Annotated in this window: 24 protein-coding genes; 15 read left to right on the top strand and 9 right to left on the bottom strand. The window is 47.3% G+C overall.

The window, feature by feature from the left end:
• The first annotated feature begins 24 nt into the window (after positions 1 to 24).
• Positions 25 to 1,164, top strand: a complete 1,140-nt coding sequence (locus JW881_10940) for an aldo/keto reductase (protein ID MBN1698020.1) — start codon at positions 25 to 27, stop codon at positions 1,162 to 1,164.
• 139 nt (positions 1,165 to 1,303) lie between these two features.
• A complete protein-coding gene (locus tag JW881_10935; GenBank protein MBN1698019.1) occupies positions 1,304 to 2,290 on the top strand; it encodes an aldo/keto reductase in 987 nt (328 codons plus the stop codon).
• A 90-nt stretch (positions 2,291 to 2,380) separates the two neighbouring features.
• On the opposite strand, the gene JW881_10930 is transcribed toward JW881_10935, so the two are convergent.
• Positions 2,381 to 3,865: a hypothetical protein gene (locus tag JW881_10930; protein ID MBN1698018.1), complete on the bottom strand. Its 1,485-nt coding sequence runs from the start codon at positions 3,863 to 3,865 to the stop codon at positions 2,381 to 2,383.
• Between the two features lie 234 nt (positions 3,866 to 4,099).
• On the opposite strand from JW881_10930, the gene JW881_10925 reads away from it, so the two are divergent.
• Positions 4,100 to 4,909 (top strand): hypothetical protein, encoded by an 810-nt coding sequence (locus JW881_10925; GenBank protein MBN1698017.1) that lies wholly within the window; start codon positions 4,100 to 4,102, stop codon positions 4,907 to 4,909.
• Positions 4,910 to 5,067: 158 nt separating this feature from the next.
• Here the strand turns inward: JW881_10925 and JW881_10920 are convergent, their stop codons facing one another.
• The 3 genes from JW881_10920 to JW881_10910 form a co-directional block, all read right to left on the bottom strand.
• Positions 5,068 to 5,574, bottom strand: coding sequence for a hypothetical protein (locus JW881_10920; GenBank protein MBN1698016.1), 507 nt, complete (start codon positions 5,572 to 5,574; stop codon positions 5,068 to 5,070).
• 42 nt (positions 5,575 to 5,616) lie between these two features.
• On the bottom strand, positions 5,617 to 6,975 hold the full coding sequence (locus tag JW881_10915; GenBank protein ID MBN1698015.1) for a hypothetical protein: 1,359 nt from the start codon (positions 6,973 to 6,975) through the stop codon (positions 5,617 to 5,619).
• A 131-nt stretch (positions 6,976 to 7,106) separates the two neighbouring features.
• Positions 7,107 to 7,325: a hypothetical protein gene (locus JW881_10910; GenBank protein ID MBN1698014.1), complete on the bottom strand. Its 219-nt coding sequence runs from the start codon at positions 7,323 to 7,325 to the stop codon at positions 7,107 to 7,109.
• Between the two features lie 204 nt (positions 7,326 to 7,529).
• Here JW881_10910 and JW881_10905 point away from each other — a divergent pair, with 204 nt between their 5' ends.
• Positions 7,530 to 8,045, top strand: coding sequence for a DinB family protein (locus JW881_10905; protein ID MBN1698013.1), 516 nt, complete (start codon positions 7,530 to 7,532; stop codon positions 8,043 to 8,045).
• 30 nt (positions 8,046 to 8,075) lie between these two features.
• On the opposite strand, the gene JW881_10900 is transcribed toward JW881_10905, so the two are convergent.
• Entirely contained in the window at positions 8,076 to 9,002 is a 927-nt protein-coding gene (locus JW881_10900; GenBank protein MBN1698012.1) for a tetratricopeptide repeat protein, read from the bottom strand.
• Between the two features lie 99 nt (positions 9,003 to 9,101).
• The gene (locus JW881_10895) at positions 9,102 to 10,529 is read right to left on the bottom strand and encodes a sigma-54-dependent Fis family transcriptional regulator (GenBank protein ID MBN1698011.1); all 1,428 of its coding nucleotides are present in this window, start codon (positions 10,527 to 10,529) and stop codon (positions 9,102 to 9,104) included.
• A gap of 120 nt (positions 10,530 to 10,649) precedes the next feature.
• On the opposite strand from JW881_10895, the gene JW881_10890 reads away from it, so the two are divergent.
• On the top strand, positions 10,650 to 11,726 hold the full coding sequence (locus JW881_10890; protein ID MBN1698010.1) for a response regulator: 1,077 nt from the start codon (positions 10,650 to 10,652) through the stop codon (positions 11,724 to 11,726).
• 34 nt (positions 11,727 to 11,760) lie between these two features.
• Here the strand turns inward: JW881_10890 and JW881_10885 are convergent, their stop codons facing one another.
• Positions 11,761 to 12,165, bottom strand: a complete 405-nt coding sequence (locus JW881_10885; protein ID MBN1698009.1) for a hypothetical protein — start codon at positions 12,163 to 12,165, stop codon at positions 11,761 to 11,763.
• A 341-nt stretch (positions 12,166 to 12,506) separates the two neighbouring features.
• Positions 12,507 to 13,733, bottom strand: a complete 1,227-nt coding sequence (locus JW881_10880) for an OmpA family protein (protein MBN1698008.1) — start codon at positions 13,731 to 13,733, stop codon at positions 12,507 to 12,509.
• A gap of 335 nt (positions 13,734 to 14,068) precedes the next feature.
• Between JW881_10880 and JW881_10875 the strand changes: the two genes are divergently transcribed.
• From JW881_10875 to JW881_10840, 8 genes are all read left to right on the top strand, one after another.
• Positions 14,069 to 15,055 carry a MoxR family ATPase gene (locus JW881_10875; GenBank protein MBN1698007.1) on the top strand — a complete coding sequence of 329 codons (987 nt, stop codon included), beginning with the start codon at positions 14,069 to 14,071 and terminating at the stop codon, positions 15,053 to 15,055.
• Between the two features lie 7 nt (positions 15,056 to 15,062).
• Complete coding sequence (locus JW881_10870) at positions 15,063 to 15,944, top strand: DUF58 domain-containing protein (GenBank protein ID MBN1698006.1); 882 nt, start codon at positions 15,063 to 15,065, stop codon at positions 15,942 to 15,944.
• Positions 15,941 to 16,840: a hypothetical protein gene (locus tag JW881_10865; protein ID MBN1698005.1), complete on the top strand. Its 900-nt coding sequence runs from the start codon at positions 15,941 to 15,943 to the stop codon at positions 16,838 to 16,840. The genes JW881_10870 and JW881_10865 overlap by 4 nt, the downstream gene beginning before the upstream one ends.
• Positions 16,827 to 17,825: a VWA domain-containing protein gene (locus JW881_10860; GenBank protein ID MBN1698004.1), complete on the top strand. Its 999-nt coding sequence runs from the start codon at positions 16,827 to 16,829 to the stop codon at positions 17,823 to 17,825. The genes JW881_10865 and JW881_10860 overlap by 14 nt, the downstream gene beginning before the upstream one ends.
• 4 nt (positions 17,826 to 17,829) lie before the next feature.
• On the top strand, positions 17,830 to 18,819 hold the full coding sequence (locus tag JW881_10855) for a VWA domain-containing protein (protein ID MBN1698003.1): 990 nt from the start codon (positions 17,830 to 17,832) through the stop codon (positions 18,817 to 18,819).
• Complete coding sequence (locus tag JW881_10850; GenBank protein MBN1698002.1) at positions 18,801 to 19,406, top strand: tetratricopeptide repeat protein; 606 nt, start codon at positions 18,801 to 18,803, stop codon at positions 19,404 to 19,406. The genes JW881_10855 and JW881_10850 overlap by 19 nt, the downstream gene beginning before the upstream one ends.
• A complete protein-coding gene (locus JW881_10845) occupies positions 19,352 to 20,338 on the top strand; it encodes a hypothetical protein (protein ID MBN1698001.1) in 987 nt (328 codons plus the stop codon). Before JW881_10850 ends, JW881_10845 begins: the two co-directional genes overlap by 55 nt.
• 74 nt (positions 20,339 to 20,412) lie before the next feature.
• Complete coding sequence (locus JW881_10840) at positions 20,413 to 20,850, top strand: Smr/MutS family protein (GenBank protein ID MBN1698000.1); 438 nt, start codon at positions 20,413 to 20,415, stop codon at positions 20,848 to 20,850.
• Between the two features lie 175 nt (positions 20,851 to 21,025).
• Here the strand turns inward: JW881_10840 and infA are convergent, their stop codons facing one another.
• Positions 21,026 to 21,244: a translation initiation factor IF-1 gene (gene infA, locus JW881_10835; protein MBN1697999.1), complete on the bottom strand. Its 219-nt coding sequence runs from the start codon at positions 21,242 to 21,244 to the stop codon at positions 21,026 to 21,028.
• A gap of 237 nt (positions 21,245 to 21,481) precedes the next feature.
• On the opposite strand from infA, the gene JW881_10830 reads away from it, so the two are divergent.
• Both JW881_10830 and JW881_10825 read left to right on the top strand, forming a co-directional pair.
• Positions 21,482 to 21,838 (top strand): TraR/DksA family transcriptional regulator, encoded by a 357-nt coding sequence (locus tag JW881_10830; GenBank protein ID MBN1697998.1) that lies wholly within the window; start codon positions 21,482 to 21,484, stop codon positions 21,836 to 21,838.
• Positions 21,839 to 22,221: 383 nt separating this feature from the next.
• Positions 22,222 to 22,488, top strand: a complete 267-nt coding sequence (locus JW881_10825; GenBank protein MBN1697997.1) for a PIN domain-containing protein — start codon at positions 22,222 to 22,224, stop codon at positions 22,486 to 22,488.
• Positions 22,489 to 22,730: the final 242 nt, after the last annotated feature.

The raw sequence follows: 22,730 nt of genomic DNA, 5'->3' as shown, positions 1-22,730 counted from the left end.
ACATTGAGGTAGCATGGAGGTATTATGAAATATAGCGTGTTTGGAAAAACGGGGAAAAAGGTTTCGGTACTGGGCTTCGGGTGTATGCGCTTTCCCGTCAAAGACGGCAATAATGAAAAAATCCTGGAAGATGAAATCAGGGATATGCTTGCCTGCGGCATCGAAGGCGGGATCAATTACCTGGATACCGCCTACCCCTATCACGGCGGTAAAAGTGAAGAGGTCGTCGGCAAGGTGCTCGAAAACGGATACAGGGACAGGGTCATACTCGCCACGAAAATGCCCTGCTGGCTTGTCGAAAAACCGGAAGATTTCGACAAATACCTCGACATCCAGCTCGAGCGGCTCAGGACCGATCGTATCGATTATTATCTTATCCACGGGATTTTTACGGACCGATGGCGGCGGATGAAGGAAATGGGGGTCTTCGAGTGGAGTGAAAAGGCCCGCGCGGACGGTCGCATCCGCGGGTTCGGTTTTTCATTTCATGATACGGCTGCACTCTTCAAGGAAGTCATCGACGCGTATGACGCCTGGGATCTTTGCCAGATACAGTACAACTATCTGAACGAGAATTTTCAGGCGGGAACCGAGGGACTCCTCTATGCGGCGCAGCGTAATATTCCCGTCGTGGTGATGGAGCCGCTTTTCGGCGGGGCCCTGGCGGCGCCCCCCGAACCCATAAAAGCGATGATCGATGAGGCGGGGAAAAAGCCTGCCGATCTCGCACTGCAATGGCTCTGGGACAAACCGGAAGTGACGGTTGTGTTAAGCGGCATGGGCAGTCTCGACCAGGTGAAAGAGAACATCGCTTCCGCCGGGAAGGCTCAACCGGGAAGCTTTTCCCGGGAGGACCGTCTGCTTGTCGAGCGGATACGGGAAGCGTATACCGGACTCAATCCGATTCCATGCACGAAATGCCGGTATTGTATGCCCTGCCCTTCGGGAGTCGATATACCGCGAAACTTCGAATTGTACAATCTCTGGAATTGCCAGAATCCTTATCTCGGGAGGGCGCTCTATTCGTGGCATTTTGATGAGGGATTGCGGGCAAGTGCCTGTACGGCATGCGGAACCTGCGAGGAACAATGCCCCCAGCATATACCGATCCGCGAGTGGCTGAAAAAAGTCCATGAAGCATTATTAATAAAGGAAGGAATATAGCAGGAAATTTTCGCGAACGGCAGGCTTTTTTACATCGTGCATGTTCCGGAAAGGATAATATGCCGGGTGTTTGTTGCATATGGCAATCGAATGTGATAATTGTTGAATATCGGTTTATAAAAAGGAAAGGGAGGAATATATGAAATACAGAACGCTTGGTAAAACGGGATTTACCGTTTCCGAAATCTCTCTCGGGACCTGGCAGGTGGGCGGCAGGTGGGGTGAGCCCTTTAACGACGGGAACGCAGAGGAGATTTTACATGCGGCCGTCGATGCGGGGGTCAATTTCATCGATACCGCGGATGTCTACAGTGACGGTCTTTCAGAGGCGGCCGTCGGGAAGGTGATAAAACAGAGAAAGGAACGGGTGTATGTCGCCACCAAATGCGGAAGAAAGATCTACCCGCATACGAACGAAGGGTATACGCCTGATGTCTTGCAGTCATATGTGGAAGACAGCCTCCGGAACATGAAACTCGATTGTATCGATCTGATCCAGCTTCACTGTCCGCCGACTGAGGTCTATTACCGGCCGGAGATATTCGAACGGTTCGATAAACTGAAATCCGAGGGCAAGATACGAAACCTGGGGGTAAGCGTCGAAAAAGTCGAAGAGGCGCTGAAAGCGATCGAATATCCGAACGTCACCACCGTCCAGATCATATTCAACATGTTCAGACAGCGGCCTGCCGAACTATTTTTTTCACAGGCGAAAAAAAAGAATGTCGGGATTATCGTCCGGGTACCCCTCGCAAGCGGTCTGTTGAGCGGTAAATTCACCGGAAAAACGACATTCGCCGAGGGCGACCACCGGAATTTCAACAGAAACGGGGAGGCGTTCGACAAGGGGGAAACCTTTTCCGGTGTCGACTATGAAAAAGGACTCGAGGCAGTGAAAAAGCTTGAGTGTATTTTCCCGCCGGGAACCGCGCTCGTGGAAAATGCCCTGCGGTGGGTGCTGATGTTCGAAGAGGTAAACTGCGTTATCCCGGGCGCGTCGAAGAAGGAACAGGTCGTCTCGAACGTCAAGGCGTCCGATGCTGCGGCCCTCACCGAAAGTGAAATGAAAAAAGTGAAAGAACTCTATGATTCCATGATACGATACCCGGTCCATTATCTGTGGTAACAAAGCGATAGTACCCGGTTTTGCGTAAAAGAAACGCCCCGAAGCATGTTCATGCCCCGGGGCGTTTTTATATGACTGGAAGCGTATCCCTTACGGATCCATTACCCTTCCCGCAAAAAGTATTGTCCCCGTCGAGTTTTCCCTGATAAAGAAAATAAACGGTCTCGAGAGTGTCATGGTGATGGGCTGCGGGGCGGAGGGGGGCATGATAATCGCCGTTGCCGCCGCGGCCTCCGTTCCTTCCTCGTCGACCGCGATCACCGCTTTGTGAATGACATCGCCGATATAGAGACGGTCCGCCGTCGTGATGCCGGTAAAATCGGCATTCAATGAAAACGGCTCCTGCATTCCGAGATCTGCAAGGACGGCTTTTATCGAATCGCCCCACTTGAAATCGAATTTGGGCATGGAGATTGTCAACAGACTTACATCGAGTGAGCCGATCATCCCGGAGAGGGTTTCCTGCGTGAGGGATGATTCGACCGACCTGAACATGCCGGCTTCCGGGAGAATGACAATCATCGAGGCCCGTCTGCCGTAATAGGGGAGTTGCGCGAGGATATATTGGCCCGGTACTTCCGCCGCCGTTACCCTCATCGTCTGTTTCATCATCTGGACGGTGGTCGTCGAGTCGTCGAGACGGGTAAATGACGCCGCGGTCGTGTTCGAAGGGGTGAATTTGTTTTCCCAGCTCGCTTTGAAATAGATCGCGTTGGTAAGGACGAGTCTCGTCAATGTATCGACGGATCCTGGCGGAAGAAGATCGGTGATTTTCTGTTCCGTCTTTTCGCTTACCCAGTCATTGATGACAAGACGTGAGGCATCCGGATCGGCCATGAAGTCGAGTGCGTTGAGACCCGCGCCATAATTGACCGCGAGGATGTCGAGGAAGTCCTCAAGAAACGAGAAATTCTTTTGCCCCCAGATACTGTTCGCGATGTTAATGATGAATTGGTCGCCGCTCGATCCCGACGCGATGTACGTTCCGGGTTTGGCGATTTCAAGGTCGATCGCATTGAAGGTGTTATGAAGGGCTTCCTGTTCGAGGGTAAAATGAAGGGTATCGCTCATTTCCGCGGCCGTTTGTCCTTTTGCACCGGCGTAACACATGGCGAAAGCGACCGAGATGCTGTATGGTGAAAAAATGATATTATCATCGCCGCCGGCAATGGCCCTGTAAAAATCCAGGGCGAATTCGGTGTTTCCGTCGACCAGCGTCTCGATCTGTTCGTCCCCTGCCGAGGGGGCGGTTTCGCGGGAAGCACCGGAAACGATGATCTCGATCTCACCCGTCCCGCTTTGTCCGGGAAATGACGTGATCAATCCCACGTAATATTGGGCGATGAGAAGGGCATCGACGATATTGACGGTCCCGTCGGCATTCACATCGGCCAGGGAAGCCTGAAAGCCCGACGGACCCGAACCCACGTAATATTGGGCGACCAGAAGGGCATCGACAATATCGATACTCCCGCTTCCGTTCACATCACCAAGCGTCCCCGCCGTCTGTGCGGAAAGCAGGGTGCCTGTAGTTATTACCACTAATATGACAGTTCCATAGATCAGCTTTTTCATAATCCGTTCCTCCGTTTCTTATTGTATCACATAATATAATATCAGGAAAGAAAATAATATCGACCGAGCGGGTAGGATCGGACGCCGGCGGGCAGGGTTCAGGCACATGGTGACAAGCGGGTTTGCAAATCAACAACCGCATGTATTACGGGTGGTTTTTTACGCCCGTTTGTTATACAATAGTAATATTCACGAAAAGCTGCCTGTATCAAAATATTGTGAGGGGGTAATGTCATGAAAAGAAGGGTCGTTCTGTTTCTCTGTGTTTTGGCGGGATACTCCGTGTGTGCGATCGCGGACAATGTCGCGGAGTTTGATCTTGTCTTCAGACGGATGGCTGAAAAACTCACGGCAGTGGAAAGCAGGCTGCCGGAAAAGACCGTCGCGGTGTACGGCTTTGACGTGATTGGACGGCCCGGCGACAGTTATGCCGTCTACGCAACGGAAAAACTCACCCATGAACTCGTCAATACCGGTTCGCTTCTTGTCATCGAACGCTCTAGAATAAGCGAGGTGCTGGAGGAACAGAGTTTTTCCTTGTCCGGTATGGTCGATGCCGGAACCGCCGCCCGTATAGGGAAAATACTTTCGGTGGACGCGGTCATCATCGGGAGTATCCTTGTCACCGAGTCACGTACGGAGTTTATCGTTCGTGTCGTCGAGAGTGACAGGGGAATTATTCTTTGCTCGGTGGATGATCATGTTACGGTCACCATAACGGCGGGAGAAGAAAACCCGGACGATGGCTCGAACGGGACCCATGACGGACCGGCAATCACCGTCCCCAAAAAAACGTACCAGAAATCGGAAAAAATTACCGTTGGTTTTACCGGCCTGCCGGGAAACAAAACGGACTGGATTACCCTGGTCAAGGCATCCGAGCCCGACGATACCTATGCACAGTGGTCTTATACCGATGGAAAAGAGGACGGCTCGGTTACCTTTAACGGCGTGGTACCCGGCGAATACGAGATACGGCTGTATTTTGACTGGCCCGCGGGCGGTTATGTCGTACAAAAACGGTTGACAATTACCGTACAATAAAAATAAAACGATTTCAGGCCGCGCATGGCATGACGATGCCGCGCATGGCATGACGATGCCGCCAAACTCACGCGGGTTAATATTCGTTCGGATTGGTCTGCAGCAGCTTTTTCAAACATAAAACCAGAGCGGCTGTCTTTAATTTTATTCTCCTCCCTTTACGGTCGAGGAGGGATTTGTTGTTCGTCGACAAGCTCGAACATGTCTGTGCCCGATTTATCATAACATGTCCGGCCGGTTTCTTTTATGATTTCGATGCGTGTCACTCGTTTATTCGAACATTGCCAGTCGTGAAAACGTATCAGCCTTCTCCTGTTCCTGTAGCAATGCCATGAGGCATCGCTTTGGCCGAGGTAGATGCAGTCCGGTTCAGGCGGCTTTTTTGCGGCCGGCGGGACGATCACCGGTGGCGCTTCGGGTGTCGGGGGAGAATCGGTTGCTGCCGTATGGGGTGCGTTCGATGACTGTAAAGGAAGAATGTCCCGTTCGCGTTGCGGTACCGCCGTATAATGTGAAGTGGAATGTATCCGTGGGCCGCTTTCCTTTCGATCACCGTTTTGTGTTCTCTTTTCTTTATATACGATGATCAAAACAAGCAATATAGTCGAAACGATGATGACAAAGACGAGCAGGAATATTGTCAACAATACTTTTTTGCGCTTCATCCGATTTCCGCCGGTTTTTCACGATATCGAAAACCGTTGTTGTCAGGTTTTGAATTTATTGACAAGCGATTCGACATTACTTATATTCTGCAAATTTTCACTCTCTGACGCCGCCATGGCGCGGATCGTAGCATCAATGTCATTCAAACTAGCGGTAATACCGGTCATATCGTATTTAATATTATCCGAAAGGGGAGAGATAGTTTTAAGCGAATCAAATATACTTAGAACCCGGTCCGTCATTGTCTTCGTCGAATCGGTGACGGTAGTGGAAATGACCAGCAGGACTTTCAATGACGCCATGGTTTTATCTCCGATTAACGAGATTTCTTTCATTGCGTTTTTTATTTCATTCATATAGGCATTCACCCCTTCGATCTCCGACAGGATATCGTCAAGGTATTCGCCCGTTTTATTCGACGATGCTTCGGATATTTTAATGTAATCCATTACGGCATTAACCGATTTCGATATTTCCTTTGTGTTTTGTACCGTATTTTCGGCGAGTTTTCTTATTTCCGCTGCAACAATGGCGAATCCCCTGCCTTTTTCACCGGCATGGGCCGCCTCTATTGCGGCGTTCATTGCCAGTAAATTCAATTTTGCCGAAATGTTATTAATAACGGCAAGGATGTCGTGGATGACATTCGCCGAATCGGTTATTTTTTCTATGACATCGATGGTTTTTTCCATTTCGCTTTGGCCCGAGGCGGCCGTATCATGAAGGGCATCTATTATTTCCATCTTGTTTTCCGTTATCATTGCGATATTCTGAATAAAAAATATCATTTCTTCGACGGATGCGTACGATTTATTGATTTCCTGCGATTGGGAGAATATGTGTTTTTTCGCGTCCTGAAGGATTACATCGATTTTGCCGGAGGATTCGTTTGATCTGGTTATCTCTTCATTAAGGGTTTCTGTTTTGGTATTCATCTCCGCCATATGTCGGTGTATTTTTTCCATTAATGCCTTTGATGCTTTCGAGGAAGCATCCAGATTCAGGCTGATGTCACGGCCTTTCCTGACGGTTTGCCCGATTTCCGATATGATTTTTTGAAGGGACGACATAACCAGATTAAAATTATTAATCAGTTTGCCAATCGCGTCGTCGGATTCGATCCGTATTTTTTTTGTCAAATCTCCATTCAGATTGGAAATATCGAGCAGTTTCCCGGAAAGTATTTTTATGACCCTGATTATGGTGCTGTTGCCGATAAAAAAAGAAAATCCGCCGACGATAATACCGGCAACAATACAACAGACAACGAATGTCATTCTGGAAACGGTGTCTCTGTAGGTGACGAAGAGATTGGTAAAAATTGGAAATATTATTCCGATCAATATTCCAAAACCGATCGATAAAATGAAGTATAGTCTGATATAGCTCTTTCTGATCAATCCCCACCTCGATACCGTTTATTCCGGATCAAATTCCATGATAAATAAAAAACGCAAGTCCTTCCGCCTTCATTCGATGACGAGAAATCGACAGCCGAATAAAATTCCGGTATTGTTATAAAAAAGCACCCCTAACCTTTGGCAATAATCTGCTTCGCTTTTTCCACATTGTTGGGGAACAGATCGCCGGGAACTTTCTCTTTCCCAAGGGCCTTAAAAACCATATACCGTGCACAGCCGGAATTATTGGTTTTACAATAATTCTGTTTCATAATCGAGGCGATCGAGGGCATATTTCCCATTTTATCGTTAAAGAATATACAGCCTCCCAAACATTCGCAGTCGGCCATCTTCATCCTCCTTGCAATATATATGAAAAAATATAATAAAATTTCCATGATTTTTCAAATATTTTTACCGGCGATGGATATACCGGGGAATCATGCCCGGATTGGGTCCTTGATGCCGGGAAAGCGGATGATGTCAGGGACATCCTGATCATAATGAATTTTCACAGGCGGGCGAAAATAATACTTCCGTGCGGAAGGAATACGATGTATGATGTACAAATGGAAAACAGGATAGTTTCGGATATTAAAAAACAGGTCGTTATCCTCTTGAAAAATATCGATGAACTCTTTTCCTCGCTGGATGACGGAATGCTCGATAACGCGGCCGGGCGATGGCCCTTGTGGCGGCAGCTGTACCATATGCTTCACTCCATGGATCAGTGGTTCGTGAATCCGTATCGGTATACCGATCATATGGGCGGGGGGGCCGATGTTGCCGGGCTTGTTGAGGAAACGGCGATAAAACTGTCGAAAAATGAGCTTTCGGACTATTATTCGGATATCAGGGTAAAAATAGAGGATTACCTGAACGGACTCGATGCGGCAATGTTGAAGGAAAAACCCGGCGGGTGTCCCTTTACGAGGTTCGAACTCGTACTCGGGCAGACGAGGCATATCATGTATCATATCGGCCTGATCCACGGCATTATGCTTGTTTCATGGAATGTGCTTCCCGGCTATCACGGGCTTTCGGGGAGCGTGAAACCGGGTGCGGATTGACGACCGCCCGGGCGCGTCTTTTATGGTACATTATTCTCCGTTTTTTTTCACGTCTTCCAGGTACGCGAGAAACTTGTCTTCAAGCCGGCAGTCCTTTATCGATGTTTTCACTGATTCGGGAAGGGTTTTCGCTTCTTCCAACCTCCCGGAAACATACAACGCGTCGAGAAGAAACCAGGAAATATACGGCGTGAGAGCGGGGATACCGTTTTCTTCAAGCAGCCGCCTGAACAGGGGGATCGCATCCGGATATTCGGCAAGGTAATAATGGGAAAGTCCGAGCATTAAATCCAATGTGTCGTGGAAATAGGGGGGAGTACCCCGTTTTTTAATATCTTTTTCGATAATGTGCTTCGAGTCGATGAAGTGCCTGAGCGCGTCTTCATAGTTGCCGAGACCGAAATAGCAAAATCCCTTTTTCAGTTCGAGTTCACCCGGCAGGTAACCGGAGACGTTTCCGGCCGGGATATCGAGCAGCATGATCAGCTCGGAGGAGTAGTCGGGATTGAGGTCCTCTTCAGTTTCATAGGTGAACAGGTCCCTTTCGTGATTGATAAAAAGATCGCCCCGTGAAGCGAGGTCGACATCTTCTTCATCAGTAAAGAGGGAGTTCGAAGCTTCCTGGATAAGTTCCATCAAGGAACGGAACCAGTCCGATTCCTTTTTTCTGGTTTCAAGAGAAATGATTTTTTCGATCGAGAGTTCGGATGACGACGGTATCTCCTTTGTCACCTCCATGACCGTGATCGTGGCCCTGCCGTCGTCACCTGTTTTGATAACCGAATTTTTATACAGGTATTCCCCTTCTACGACCTCGATGAACGATCCGTTACCGAACGAATCGATGCGGACATCCCCCGAATAAGAGATCACGTTTCCAACCGAAGCGTCATCCCCACGGGCGATTGAAGATATGATTATAAACAGAAGTAAAAACAGGTGTGTTTTTTTCACCATTGTCGTCCTCCTTTTATCCGGCATACCATTGCGCCGTTGTTTCACCACCGCCGTCCCCGTTACGGCGGGCCCGTTAGTTTCCGCAGACCCGGATACCCGTCATGATAATTTTTTCAACCGCCTGCTGAGCGTGGACGGTGTAAGACCCAGAATCGGGGCCGCGAGCGACTGGTTTCCGTGTGATTTTTCAAGGGCCTTTTTCAGAAGAAACTCCTCCATTTCCTTGAGAGTCGGCAACTCCCCGTTCGACGTCAGGATACCGAGTATCTTTTTCCCGCCGGATTTCCGTTTATCGTCCGTTATTATCATCGAAGCATCGGTATGTTCTCCGATATATGATTCAATCGCATCCGTTGATATGCTGCCGCCTTTTGAAAGACTCATGGCATTATAGAGTATTGATTCGAGTTCGCGAACGTTTCCCGGATAATGGTAGGTTGCGAGCAGTGAATAGAAATCGTCGGAAATCTCCGGCTTTTTCTTGTGAAGCGACTGGCATGCTTTTTCGATAAAGTAGTCGGCAAGAAGCGGTATATCGGAAAGCCGTTCCCTGAGTGGGGGGACATGGATATAATGGGTCATCAACCGGTAGTATAGGTCTTTCCTGAACGCCCCCTTGTTGTATTTTTCCTTCAGATCCGTATTTGTCGCGACAATAATCCTGACATGGGATGTTACCGCCTTGTCCGAACCAAGGGGATAATACTGGTTCTCCTGAAGAAACCTGAGGAGTTTTACTTGTGATTTTTCTTCGAGGTCGCCGATTTCATCCAGAAAGAGGATTCCCCCTTCGGCTTCCTTTAAAAACCCCCTTCTTTCGGAATCCGCGCCGGTGAAGGCCCCTTTTTTATGCCCGAAAAGGGTATCAGCGAACATTGTATCGTCAAGCCCCGCGATATTGACGGGGACAAAAGGCCCCGTTCTTCCGCTTACCGTATGAATCGCCTGGGCGACAAGCTCCTTTCCCACACCGCTTTCGCCCGTTATGATCACCGGCTTGGGGCTTCCCGCAATCGCCTCGACATAACGGAATATCGACAGGATCGACTCGTGCGAGGTTACGATATGGGAAAAGGCTTCCGGTTTTTCCAGATCCCTTTTGATGCAGCGTTGGCCGAGTCGCTTTACCTCCTCCTGGAGTTGACCGAGTTCCACCGCGCGCTTGATATTTGAAACAAGCCTGTTGATTTCCACAGGCTTGATCATGTAGTCATATACTCCTTTTTGAACGCAATCGATCGCCGTATCGATGTCTTTTGACGCAGTAATGACGACAAGTGGTATTTCCGGATAGTTTTCCCTTATCAGGTCGATCAATTCCTGTCCGGAAACATAGGGCATTGAAAGGTCGAGTATTACAACGGCGTAACTCCGTTCCGACAGCAGGGACATCACTTTTCTGCTGTCACGGCACAATGAAAGATTGGTAATGCCCCGTTTGTTCAGGGCCATATCGTATCCGTCGAGGATTTCCTGTTCGTCGTCGACAATTAACACCGGTTTTTCCGGACTGTGATACGCATTCATATTTTTTTCTTTTCCTGTCTTCCTGTTTTTCCCGCCGTTGCCTCATAAAGACCTTGATGTTCAAAAAAATACTCTATATCATAACATATAACAGGTATTTTAACAAGTAGGAAGTATATCGTGGAAGTCGCAAGCAGTGCCGGAATACTCCTCGTCGATGACGAGGAGCATTTCAACATGATTACGATAAATCTTCTCAAACTCGACGGGCATGATGCTTCCGCCGTCTGTTCCGCGGAAGACGGATTCCGTTTTCTCGAAGAACACCGTGAGACGGATATTGTTCTCCTCGATATCGATCTGGGGGACGGTATGAGCGGAACGGAGGCCCTTCCCCTGATAATCGAACGATACCCCACCGTCCAGGTGGTCATGCTGACATCGAATGTCACCCTCGATACCGCACTCGATTGTATGAAGAAGGGCGCGTTCGATTACCTGACCAAACCTTTTAAAAAAGAAGTCCTCATGAAGATCATTCCGGCCGCCCTTTCAAGAAAAAAGCTGATCCGGCTGAGGGATCTCTATCTCGAAATTCTCGTTCACGATCTCAAGAATCCGCTTCAAAGTATTTCAATGGGACTTGATGCGGTCGATGCCGATGAGGAGGCGGTCCGTGAAAAGGCTTTGAACCTTGCGCGGTACGGATGCTGGCAGATCGGCAGCATGATTTCGAATATTCTCACGATTACAAGATTCGAAAAGGCGTCTCCGTCACTTGAATTCGAGGAGTTCTTGTTTGAAAAGGAAGTTCAGGATCATCTCGGTTCGCTCATTCAACGGATGCATTTTGCCGGAAGGAAATTCGCGGTGATCCTCGATAAAAAGAAAGACATCATACTGGGAACGGATAAAATGCTTTTTTTGGGCATCCTTTCCAACCTTATAAGCAATGCGATCCGTTTCACACAACATGGCGATTCTATTACGGTCACGGCGGGGAAAAAAGACTCTCGACATATCGAAGTGAAGGTCGTCAATACGGGCTCGTTTATCGAGGACCATCTCCGGGATAAAATATTCGACAAATTTTTCGCTTCAGATTTTCATACGGAGAACCGGAAGCAGAATTTCGGTCTGGGGTTGACGTTCAGCAAGCTGGCCGTAGCCGCACTCGGCGGAGATATACGTGTCGAAAGCCGGCGGGACCCGATGGAAACCGCTTTTATTTTCACAATACGCAATCACCGAAAGTGATGGTGAGAAAGCGTCCGGCGGTATCTTCGTTATTCTATTCCTCCCCCCCATACCATTGATTCGGGTAGGTGAATATGGTATAGGGCGGTGAAGGCAGATTCTCGTACACTTTTTTTATAATATCGACCGCGAAATATGACGCACCGTCGGAGTCCGCGGCATGGAGAAGAACACCGAACGAGTGTTTGTCAAACCACCCGATCGCATCGGTATTTCTCATGCGCGCCTTGACGATATCGGTGAACTTCCTGATCTCTTTTCTGCTATTGTCGCGGGTTGTAAATAAAAGAAGGGAAAACACGTTCCCGTTTCTCGCATACCGTATCTGCTGCATTTTTAAAAGAAAATGAAACTCGTCTTTTGCCATTATTTTTTTTTTGACAAACGCTGCGGGTTTTGCCGCATCCGGATATCGTTTTTTTCTTTTTTCTTCTCGCATTCCGTTGTTCCTTATCTCTCAATAATAGAGTCATTTTTTTTACTTTTCCGCTTGCATTGCCTGCTATATACTAACTATAGCAGCGAGAGGGAAAGGCACAATAATTCCCTAGTTTGATTTTAGTATAAAAGTATAAAAAAAAGGTACTATATTTTTCTAGTTCCATGAATTAACCGTAGCACTTTTGTATGAAACCGAACGTAAAAGTGCTGCATTTTCCCCTACACCTCATAAAGGACGCGGTAAACGATTTCATCGAAGCAGGTTTTTTCGCAGTGAATCACCAGACACTTTAAATGCGCGTCAATCTATCTTCCGGTCAATTGTTGAAACGACGTCGCTTACTCTTGTTCGGAAACCATGATCTCCACCCTGCGGTTGAGGCTGTCCTTCGACCGGTCGGCTGTCGCGGGTTTTCGTGCGCCGAATCCTTCATATGAAGCGAGCGTATCCGTTATTGCCCCGTTTGAGACAAGCCGGGAGCGGACCGCTTTGGCCCGTTCGACCGAAAGCGCTTCCTGTTCTTCGTATGTCCCGTATTTTGCCGTATGTCCGGTGACTGTTATCTCGATTTCTCCCACATACCCTGAAAGAACCCCGGATATCCGGTCGATCGTTTTCACGGCATTTTCCGTCAGTCTGCTCGAGTTCGGGCTGAAATAGACGGGACCTATTTCGCGAACGGCCTCATTTATCGTATCGATGTCCAAAACCGGTTCCGTTATTGTCGATTCTTCGGAGACTGACGTTTCTTCTTCCGTCACTGCTTCCGAGACCTCTTCTTCCGTTACCGCTTCTGATGCGGTCTCGTCTTCCGTTTTTTCCGTCCGGGGGATTTCGGTAACTGCCGGAACCTTTGCTTCCCATGGTTTTATCACAAGGAAGAGTAAAAGCAAAGCGATAACAAGGATAACGGCAATACCCGCGACAATGAGGGGAAACGGTTTGCTTTCTTTTTCTTCCGGAGTGGACTCGGTTTCCTCTTTTTCTTCCGTTTTTTCAGTATCCGATGCGGTGGTAAGTCGAGTCGAAGAGGATTTGTCTGTCTGATATGTCCGTGAGTCAAAATCAAGTTTATATTCGCCTTTCGACGTGTACCTGATATCTTCCCGGAGGACCGTCGTTTCGATGGTCTCTTCTTCTCCCTCGCCGCTCTTCTTTACTTCCCGGATTTCCTCTTTTTTTATCGTTTTCGTTTCCTCGACCTCCTGCGCTTCCTCTTCCTCTCTCATCTCCGGGTGCCATCGTCTGTACGGGATTTCCATCTGCCCGCACGGTTCTTCTTTGTTGAATACAAGCACTTTGAGGTCCCGCTCTTCATCCGAGGTTATGACGAGGTTGATTCGCGGTTCTCCGGCATTTGCGGGGGGGATATTATGGATAATTATTTTTCCGATATACGAATGTGTCTTTTCCTTGCCCTTTTCCGTGATCAGGTAAATCTCGACCTCTGCGGTTTTCTGGTTATCCACGATTGTCGTCACGGCAATCCGCGCCCCTTCCGCCGTTGAGGTGTCTCCCACCGAATAAATTGAATTATCATAAAGCCTTATACCTACATTAAACATAATCGTTTCCTTTTACGAAGATTATTCTTTGTCATTATAGCTGATTGTGAAGAAAATGAACAGAAAAAAAAACAGGAACAGAAAAAAAATTAAGGTAGTGCGGATCGTGAAAATAAAAAGAACTTGAAACAACCTCATAATATCGATACATTATGAGAGAAAAACGTGTACAATTGTCGTATATTCCATGGTTATCGGGCTATCGTCAAAGATAACCGGCAAATTATTATTGAAAAATATCGTGTGCGGGCTCCGCGTGCGTGAGAAAATCATCATTGTACGCACATTCATTTAAAGGGGCCGTTTCCCCTTTCATATAAAAAAGGAGATAGTAAATGTCCAATAACAACAATGAGATGAATGAAGAAATAAATCAGGCATTACAACCGATTCATTCATGTATCAATGAAATAGGAAAACGGGTTGTCGGACAAAAGGATATGATCGAAGGATTGCTTATGGGGATTCTGGCCGGGGGCCATGTTTTACTTGAAGGAGTGCCCGGTCTCGCGAAGACCCTGGCCGTGCAAACCCTGGCGGACGTCTTCGACGTCAGCTTTAAACGGATCCAGTTTACCCCCGATCTGCTGCCCGCGGATCTTGTCGGTACCATGATTTTCAGACCGCAGACAGGGGAGTTTGTCCCGCGGAGGGGGCCGGTTTTTGCCAATATTGTGCTGGCGGACGAGATCAACAGGGCGCCGGCGAAAGTCCAGTCCGCTTTACTCGAGGCGATGCAGGAACGGCAGGTCACGATCGGAGAGCAGACCTTCAGGCTTAACGAGCCCTTTTTTGTCCTCGCGACGCAGAATCCGATAGAACAGGAAGGGACATATCCCCTCCCGGAAGCCCAGCTGGACCGGTTTATCCTCAAGATAATGATACGTTATCCCGCGTTTGACGAAGAGGTGAATATCGTGAAGAGGGTCGGTATTGAAAAGGACATACCCGTGAGGAAAATGCTCGATTCGGACGCTATCCGGAATCTGCGATCCGTCGTGGACCGTATTCATGTCGATGAGCGAATCATCCAGTATATTGTCGCGCTTGTTTCGGTTTCACGGGAAAAAGAACGAAAAAGATCGGATTTTAACCGGTATATCGAATTCGGCGCTTCACCGAGGGCATCCCTTTATATGTATCGTTGTGCAAAGATCAAGGCCTTTTTTGAAGGCCGGTCTTTTGTCATTCCCGAGGATATCAAGGCCGTCGCGACGCCTGTTCTCAGGCACAGGATCATCCTCAATTACGAGGCGGAATCCGAAGGACTCTCGACGGACGACGTGATTGTGAAAATCCTCGGTTTCGTGAATGTTCCGTAAGGCAAGAATGGAAAGCGCTGCATTTTTTAACAAGGTCAGAAAGATCGAAATTATCGCATCCCGGCTGGTCGAAAGCCTCATGTCCGGTAATTACCGTTCGATTTTCAAGGGCCAGGGGATCGAGTTCGACGAGGTAAGGGAATATGTGTACGGCGATGATGTGCGGCTTATCGACTGGAATGTGACGTCCCGGATCGGCTCTCCATATACAAAAACCTTCAGGGAAGAACGGGAGCTCACCCTCTTTCTTATTGTCGATCTTTCAGCATCGATTTTTGCGGGATCGGGGGCAAAAAGCAAACGGGAGATCGAAAGCCTCGTTTTCGCAATTCTGGGCCTCTCGGCTATTCTCAATAATGACAGGGTCGGCGGAATTTTTTTTTCGGACAGAATCGAACACTGGGTGCCGCCGTCAAAAGGCAAGAAGCATGTCCTGCGTCTTATCAACGATCTTATCAGGCTGGCACCGCAGGGAAAAGGATCCGATCTCGCCCTTGCTTTACGGACGGTCGGAGAAACACTCAAACGGAAGGGAATCTGTATTATTGTCTCCGATTTTAAAACATCCGATTATCTGGATGAACTGTCACTCTGCGCGCGCAAGCATGATTGTATTGCCGTCAAGGTCTATGATCCCGCCGATTTCCGGTTTCCCGACACGGGGACATGGGAACTGGAGGATCCGGAGAATGGAAGAAAAATGCTCGCGGGAGGGGTGATGCGTTCATTCAAGGAGCGGTACAAGACATTCAATGAAACCCGTCACTGCCAATGGCTCGAAAACCTGGGCAGGCGCGGCGTGGAAACACTGGAAATAAGTACTTCCGATGATCCCGGTATGAAACTTTACCAGTTTTTTCAGAAAAGAAGGATGAAAACCGGTTCATGAAACAATTGTCTCTTTGTCTCTTTTTTATCGCGGGTCTTCCTTTATTTCTTCATTCACAGGAAAACTATAGTTTCGAGACAATCACCTTTCTGCCTCCGATGTACTATATCGGTGACGAGGTCGAACTCAGACTCAAGGTCGTTATCCCCGATAACTACGAAATTACAAAGACCGAACGGGAAATCAATAACGAGTGGATAGACGTGAAACGAATTTTGATCTTTCCGCCACGCAAAAGGGAGGGAAAGAAAATATATGAGGTGCGGATCTTTTTTGTCTCGTTCAAACCGGGGAATCTTTCCCTGCCTGATATCCCGCTTGGCGTGATCGTGCTGAAAGACATACAGATCGATACCCTTTCCGTTTTTACCGGAAAGCAGAGAACGGAGAAACTCACGCCGCCCAGGGGTCAGCTTGAACTTCCGTATACATGGGTAAAGATCGGCCTGATCGTTCTCCTTATCATTCTCGTTTCCGTGCTGTTTGTCATTCTTATAGTCTTTTTGCCGAGATGGATGATGTTCGCAAGAAATCTTTATTTGAAGAATCTTCCCGTCAATAAATTACGCCGCGGTCTGGCAAAGCTGAAACGGGAATGCGCTTCCATGCATTACCGGGATTTTTTTATCGGTCTTTCCGTCCTGATAAGGGAATATTTAAATAACAGGCTGTATATTCCCGCCCTCACCTCGACGACGGCGGAAATATCGAGGGTATCTTCCGCTTCGATTATGGAGGCAGGGGTCGGCAGGGAGATTGTCAAGATACTCACCCTTTCGGATTTTATCAAGTTCGGCGGACGTGTGTCGAATGAGGGTGAAATGTGCGCGGTGATCGACAAGGTTCACTTTCTCGTCGATACGATCGAGGAGGAAAAGAAACATGTTGAACCTTGAATATCCCGTTTACCTTGTTTTATTTCTCGCCTTACCCCCGGCCGTCTATCTTGTCCATTTCAGGCGCAGAAGGGGAGGGGTTATTCGTTTCAATTTTACTATATGGAAGGAAAACGGATTCAAACAAAAGGTCAATGCCGCACGAATATTCGAGGTCCTGCTGTGGATATTTTTCTGGATCGGGTTTTCGCTTCTCATTGTCGCATTTTCTGGGCCCGTTGTAGTGGAAAAAGAGAAGATTTTTCTGACAACGGGTATTGATATGGTCATTGTACTGGATGAATCGCCGAGTATGGCCGCGCCGGATTTCGAACCCAGAAACAGATACGAAACGGCAAAAGACGTAATACGGTCGTTTACGCAGTCACGGGAAAACGACCAGATTGGTCTGGTCACATTCAGTTCAGAGGCGGTCCTTCGCGTTCCACCAACCCTTCACTATGAAATCCTGGAACAGACACTGGAAGAATTACAGATTATGGAACTCGGAGAGGGAACGGCGATCGGAATGGGGATCGCCGTCGCCGTGCTTCATTTGAAATCGAGCCGGGCAAGGGAAAAGGTGATTATTCTTCTCACCGACGGCGTCAACAACGAGGGAAAGATAGGTCCGGAAGAAGCCGCCCTTGCGGCTTCCGGTCTGGGAATTCGTGTTTATACGATTGGAATCGGAAAGGAAAGCGATATCGAATGGACGATAAAGGACCCGAAAACGGGGATCGAATATAAAGGGTGGAGCGGGGAGTTCGATGAAAAACTGTTAAAAAAAATCGCAGATCTTACCGGGGGTAAATATTACTATGCGGGAGATCCGTGGGCCCTGAATGCCGTTTTTGAAGAGATCGATTCGAAGGAAAAAACGGAAAAACGCGTCAGGATGTATGTAAACAGAACCCCGCGCCATGAGATTTTTATCATCCTTGGATTTCTCATGGTTGTACTGAGTTTCATCGGGCGAAAATGGTTTTTACAGGAGATGTTTTAGTCGTATGGTGATTGATAAACCCGAATATCTCTGGCTTTTTCTTGTTCTCGCACCCGTGGTACTTCTCTCATATTATAATTACAGAAACGGGAAAAAAGATCTGCAGGAACTTGCCGGAACATGGCGGTTCGAGTCGCTTTTCCCCATCTATCAGGTGAAGCAGTTTTTCATTCTCTTCTTTTTTCTCCTCTTCCTTGTTTTTACGTTTCTGGCGCTTGCCGATATCAAATGGGGCCAGCGGTTTGTTCCCGACGACCGTGAGGGTTATGAAATCGTGATCTCACTCGATGTTTCCCAGAGTATGCTGGCGGATGATATCAACCCGAGTAGGCTGAAGGCGGCGAAACGTATCATTCAACGTCTTATTGATCGTATGAAGGACGCGAAATTCGGTGTCGTGATCTTCAAGGGTGAGGCGGTGAGGATATGGCCCGTCACGGATGATTTTCAGGCGATAACGCTTTTCCTCGAAACGGCCGGCCCGGATCTTATCACCACATCTGGATCGAATATCGAACGGGGTATCACCTGCTCCCTGAATACGTTTCATGAAGCGGGGAAATACCGTGCTATTATCCTTTTCACCGATGGGGAGAATCTGCATGGCGATCCCCTTCCGGAAGCGAAGAAAGCGGGGGCGCGGGGAATACCGGTGATTCCCGTCGTGTGCGGAACGGAGAAGGGGGCCAGAATATTCCGCAATGACGGAAGCGCCGTCAGGGACAGGAACGGTGAACGGGTTGTTTCCACGATAAACCGAACGCTTCTCGAGCACATTGCGGCTTTATCAGGGGGCAAGCTGTTCGAGATATATAATGCCGAGCGCATACCCTTTGAATTACTTTCGATTGTCACCGATATCGAGGATGAAAACCTCGACAAAGGACTCAAGCTGGTGAAAAACGAGGGATACCGACTTTTTCTCTTTCTTGGCATGCTATTTCTCCTGCTATCACTCATCACAAGAGGTATACGATGGAAAGATATCATATAGTATATGCGGTTATTATTGCAGCCTTACTGTTTTCCTGTCTTTCGGGCTGCGGATTCAAAGAGCCCATTCTGGAAGTTCTTGACGGTAATTACCGGTTTTTGAGGGGGGATTATACCGGCGCGAACATCAGTTATCTGAAAGCCCGGGAAAAAGAGGTGTACAAGGAATGGATTTCATACAATATCGGAAATGTCTATAATGCACTTGGCGAAACGGACCTGGCTATAGAAGAACTCCTCTTTGCGACAACGGGAGAACAAAGCGAGCTTCTGTTCCGGACCCACTTCAATATCGGGAATATCTATTTCGAGCTGGGTGATTATGAAAAAGCGGTATTTCATTTCAGGCAATCCCTTGAAGCGAAACCGAACAGCATCGATGCAAAAATCAATCTTGAAATAGCGATCGATAAAATGGAAAAGGAACGCGCGCTTCAGACGAACAGGGAAACACAGCCGGAAAAAAGGGATGTCGAGATGACGGCCGAGTTAATCGATATTCTGGATCAAGCGAAACAAAAGGAGGCCATGGTTTGGAAATTCCTGAAAAAAGCGGAGAAAGAGGATACTCCGGAAGAAGACTGGTAGCGGGTTTTCTTTTACTTATCCTCACGATACCCTGTTTTCCGGTCTTTTCCGATCAACCCTACCAATCGCGGCAGGGGGTAACCATTATCGATTCGATACCACTCATGAAGTGTCCGGAAATCGGTTCATACCGTACCAAAGATCTTTGCAGCGAACCGCTTATCTATGTATGTTTTGCCCCCGGCTTCATTATCGCGACCGTTCTTTTTGCTGTGAAAAGGAAAAAAGCGGGTGTGGTGCTTCTGTTGTTTCTCATAGGTTCCTTTTTATCCATGGCTTCCGATACGGGATGTGATTTGGCGCGAAAAGCCCGTGACGCTTATGAGAAGAAGGATTACGGGAAAGCGTTATCCTTGTTTTCCATGGCGGAAGCGGAGATGGGGACAATCCCGTCTCTCTGTTTCAACAAGGCGCTTTGTTTTTACCGGCTTGAAAAAACCGGCCACGCGATCAATCAGCTGTATATCGCGATCAAAAAGGACCCCCACGACAGCGCCCTTCGCGACACCTTGCGGATTATGGAACGGGCTGAGGGATTGTCTTCACAGTATCCGCCGGGGCCTTTCATCCATTCGGATATCCCTTTTCTGGGAATCATCATTTTTTTCAACGCAGCGTGTCTTTGCCTGGGACTCGTTTTCCGTCTTAAGAAAGGAAGTATTTTCATTGTCTTTATCTTTCTCACCGTTATCGCGGCCGGGTTTCTCGTTGTTTTCATTATCTCCCAGGTGCAGGCGAACGAGACAATCGGTATTGTTTCCACCCATAACGGGATATTGAAGAAAATACCCCGTGAAGAGGCAAAGCCCTGGATCGTATTGAAAGAAGGGACCGCATGCAGGATTCTCGATAAAGCATACGGATATATCCATGTCATTACCGGGAGGGGCCTGAAGGGATGGATCCGCGAATCGGATGTCGTGGCGGATTGATCCGCCGCTTTCCCTGTTATACCGTTTTTATAAACGGTGGCTATAACCTTTTTTTTTTGATATAATTGAACTGTATGGATTTCGGGGAAATACTGAAACAGTGGGAAAAAGGCCGGCAAAAGAAACGATCGGACCATATCATGGACAATTGCCTCGACGATTACCTTCCCACGCAGAAAGACACGCATACCAAGGAAACCGGTTCGACAGGAAACAGCACGGCCGATCTCCGAAAAAAACTCCTTGCCATGAAACCCCAGCGAACCATCGATCTCCACGGGCTTACCGGCGATGAGGCGGTCAGCCGTCTTGAACGGTTCATTGGTGAATGCAGAAGGGACAACATCAAAAAAGTTCTGATTATACACGGAAAGGGAAACCATTCGAAAACGGCACCGGTATTGGGTAAAAAAATCAGGCAGTATCTCGAACAATGCCCCCATACCGGTGCTTCAGGTGTCGCGTCTAAAAACATGGGCGGATACGGTGCGTTATGGGTGCTTTTACGGTAATCCTGTCTGTTTCAAAGCGGCGCAACACCGCACATCACCGGCATTGTTTGCCGGTTATACCGGAAACAATCGGGTTTCGGAACTAATACAACAGAAATGGCAGGGTTTGTGATGAATATGATAAGCCCTCAGTAAAAAGGCTATATAATTGTGTTTTTGACCGGGTTAACGCGTTTTAACTTGCCCTGTAGATGATTCTGCCGCGCGTCAGGTCATAGGGTGACAAAGCGACCTTGACGACATCTCCCGGAATGATGCGAATATAGTGTTTTCGCATTTTGCCCGACAGATGCGCAAGAATGATATGACCGTTTTCCAGTTCGACCCGGAACATTGTATTGGGAAGCGATTCCTTGACAACGCCCTGTACTTCGATAGCCTCTTCTTTAGCCAATATTCCTCCTTTTTTTAATTGAAATAATAGGGAACACGCTTCAATTTGTCAATTATACTTGACAAATTTTTCATTTTAGTCCATAGTGCTCACGCTTTTATTTTATACCCTTTTTGATTATATTCTATAGTAATCATTGCAGGAGCTTCAAGCCCCTTTGAGGCGCTTTTTTCAATTATTTGTTTTATTTGAAAAAAGATAGGTTATCTTTTTAATTTTTTGGCCGAGGAAGGAAACATGGAAAAGGTTTTTATAAAGCAAATGAAGGAATTGCTTCTTCAGCAAAAAAAAGAGATCCTCGACAAGCTTGCCGCAGAAAGCGAAGAGTTCAGGGAACTTATCGAGGACAGAGACCCGAAAGACCTTGTCGATATCGCATCCGACGATATCGACAAAAAAATGCTCAAGACCCTCGAAGCCCAGGAAATAACAAGACTGGAACTCATCGATTCGGCGATAGCGCGGATCGAAAATGACCGTTACGGAAAATGCCTCAAATGCGGCCAGAAAATTCCGCAGGAACGTTTAAAAGCGATTCCGTACGCGTTTCTCTGTATCCAGTGTAAAAGCCAGGACGAACGCAGGAGGAGATAATCGTTCTGTGGTTTTTTCCTGATTATAAAATGCTTAACCGTTTATATACTGTTGACTTAACGTATGTCTTTTAATAAAATTAATCGCTGTGTATTATAATAGGAAGGGTTTTCGCCCTGCAAGGTAAAAAACTATCAATCCCGACCCGCTTATTTTTCATGATGTTAGCTGGAAGCAATAAAAAAACATATTTTCGTTGAATCGGAAATGGATTTATTAAAAATACCGGAATTGCAAAATTTTATCGGAAAGCATATGGAACTTATATTAATTGAAGAAGAAACGGAAAAGGAAAACGATGAACTGGAAGATCTTTTCAATCTCGAAGGCAAAATACAATTTGATGAAGAAAAAATGACCGAATTACGAAATATAAGTAAATTATGATTATTGTTGATACGAATATTATTATCGATTATCTCAAGAAACCAATGGAAACCGTAAAACAGATCTTTTCAAGCAATGACGTCGCAATATGCGGTATAACCGAAACCGAACTTATCCATGGTATTCACGATGAAAAACAGATAAAGAATATCATCAAGGCGCTTTCCCATTTTAAAAGGATAAAAATAGAAGAATCACTCTGGTTTGAAACAGGAAAACTGTTACCTAAATTGAAAAAGAAAGGCATTTCGGTTCCTTTTTAGGACACCGTCATTTCCGTCCTTGCATTACATAACAATCTCACCATATGATCGAAAGACAACCATTTCACACTAATACAAATGATTTTCCCCGACCTTGTTTTGATGTAAAAGTGTTGGTTATTGGATTAACACTAAGGGCTTCGGGAAGCCCGGGGCACGAAGGGCGCGATTGCGCCAGGTGAAGCCTTGAGCGTTGGAATATATAAAGTACGTTGTACTGGAATTGAAATTCGCTTATATGA

The sequence above is a fragment of the Spirochaetales bacterium genome, from assembly GCA_016930085.1.
GTDB lineage: Bacteria > Spirochaetota > Spirochaetia > SZUA-6 > JAFGRV01 > JAFGHO01.
This window is presented reverse-complemented; position numbering and strand designations above follow the sequence as displayed.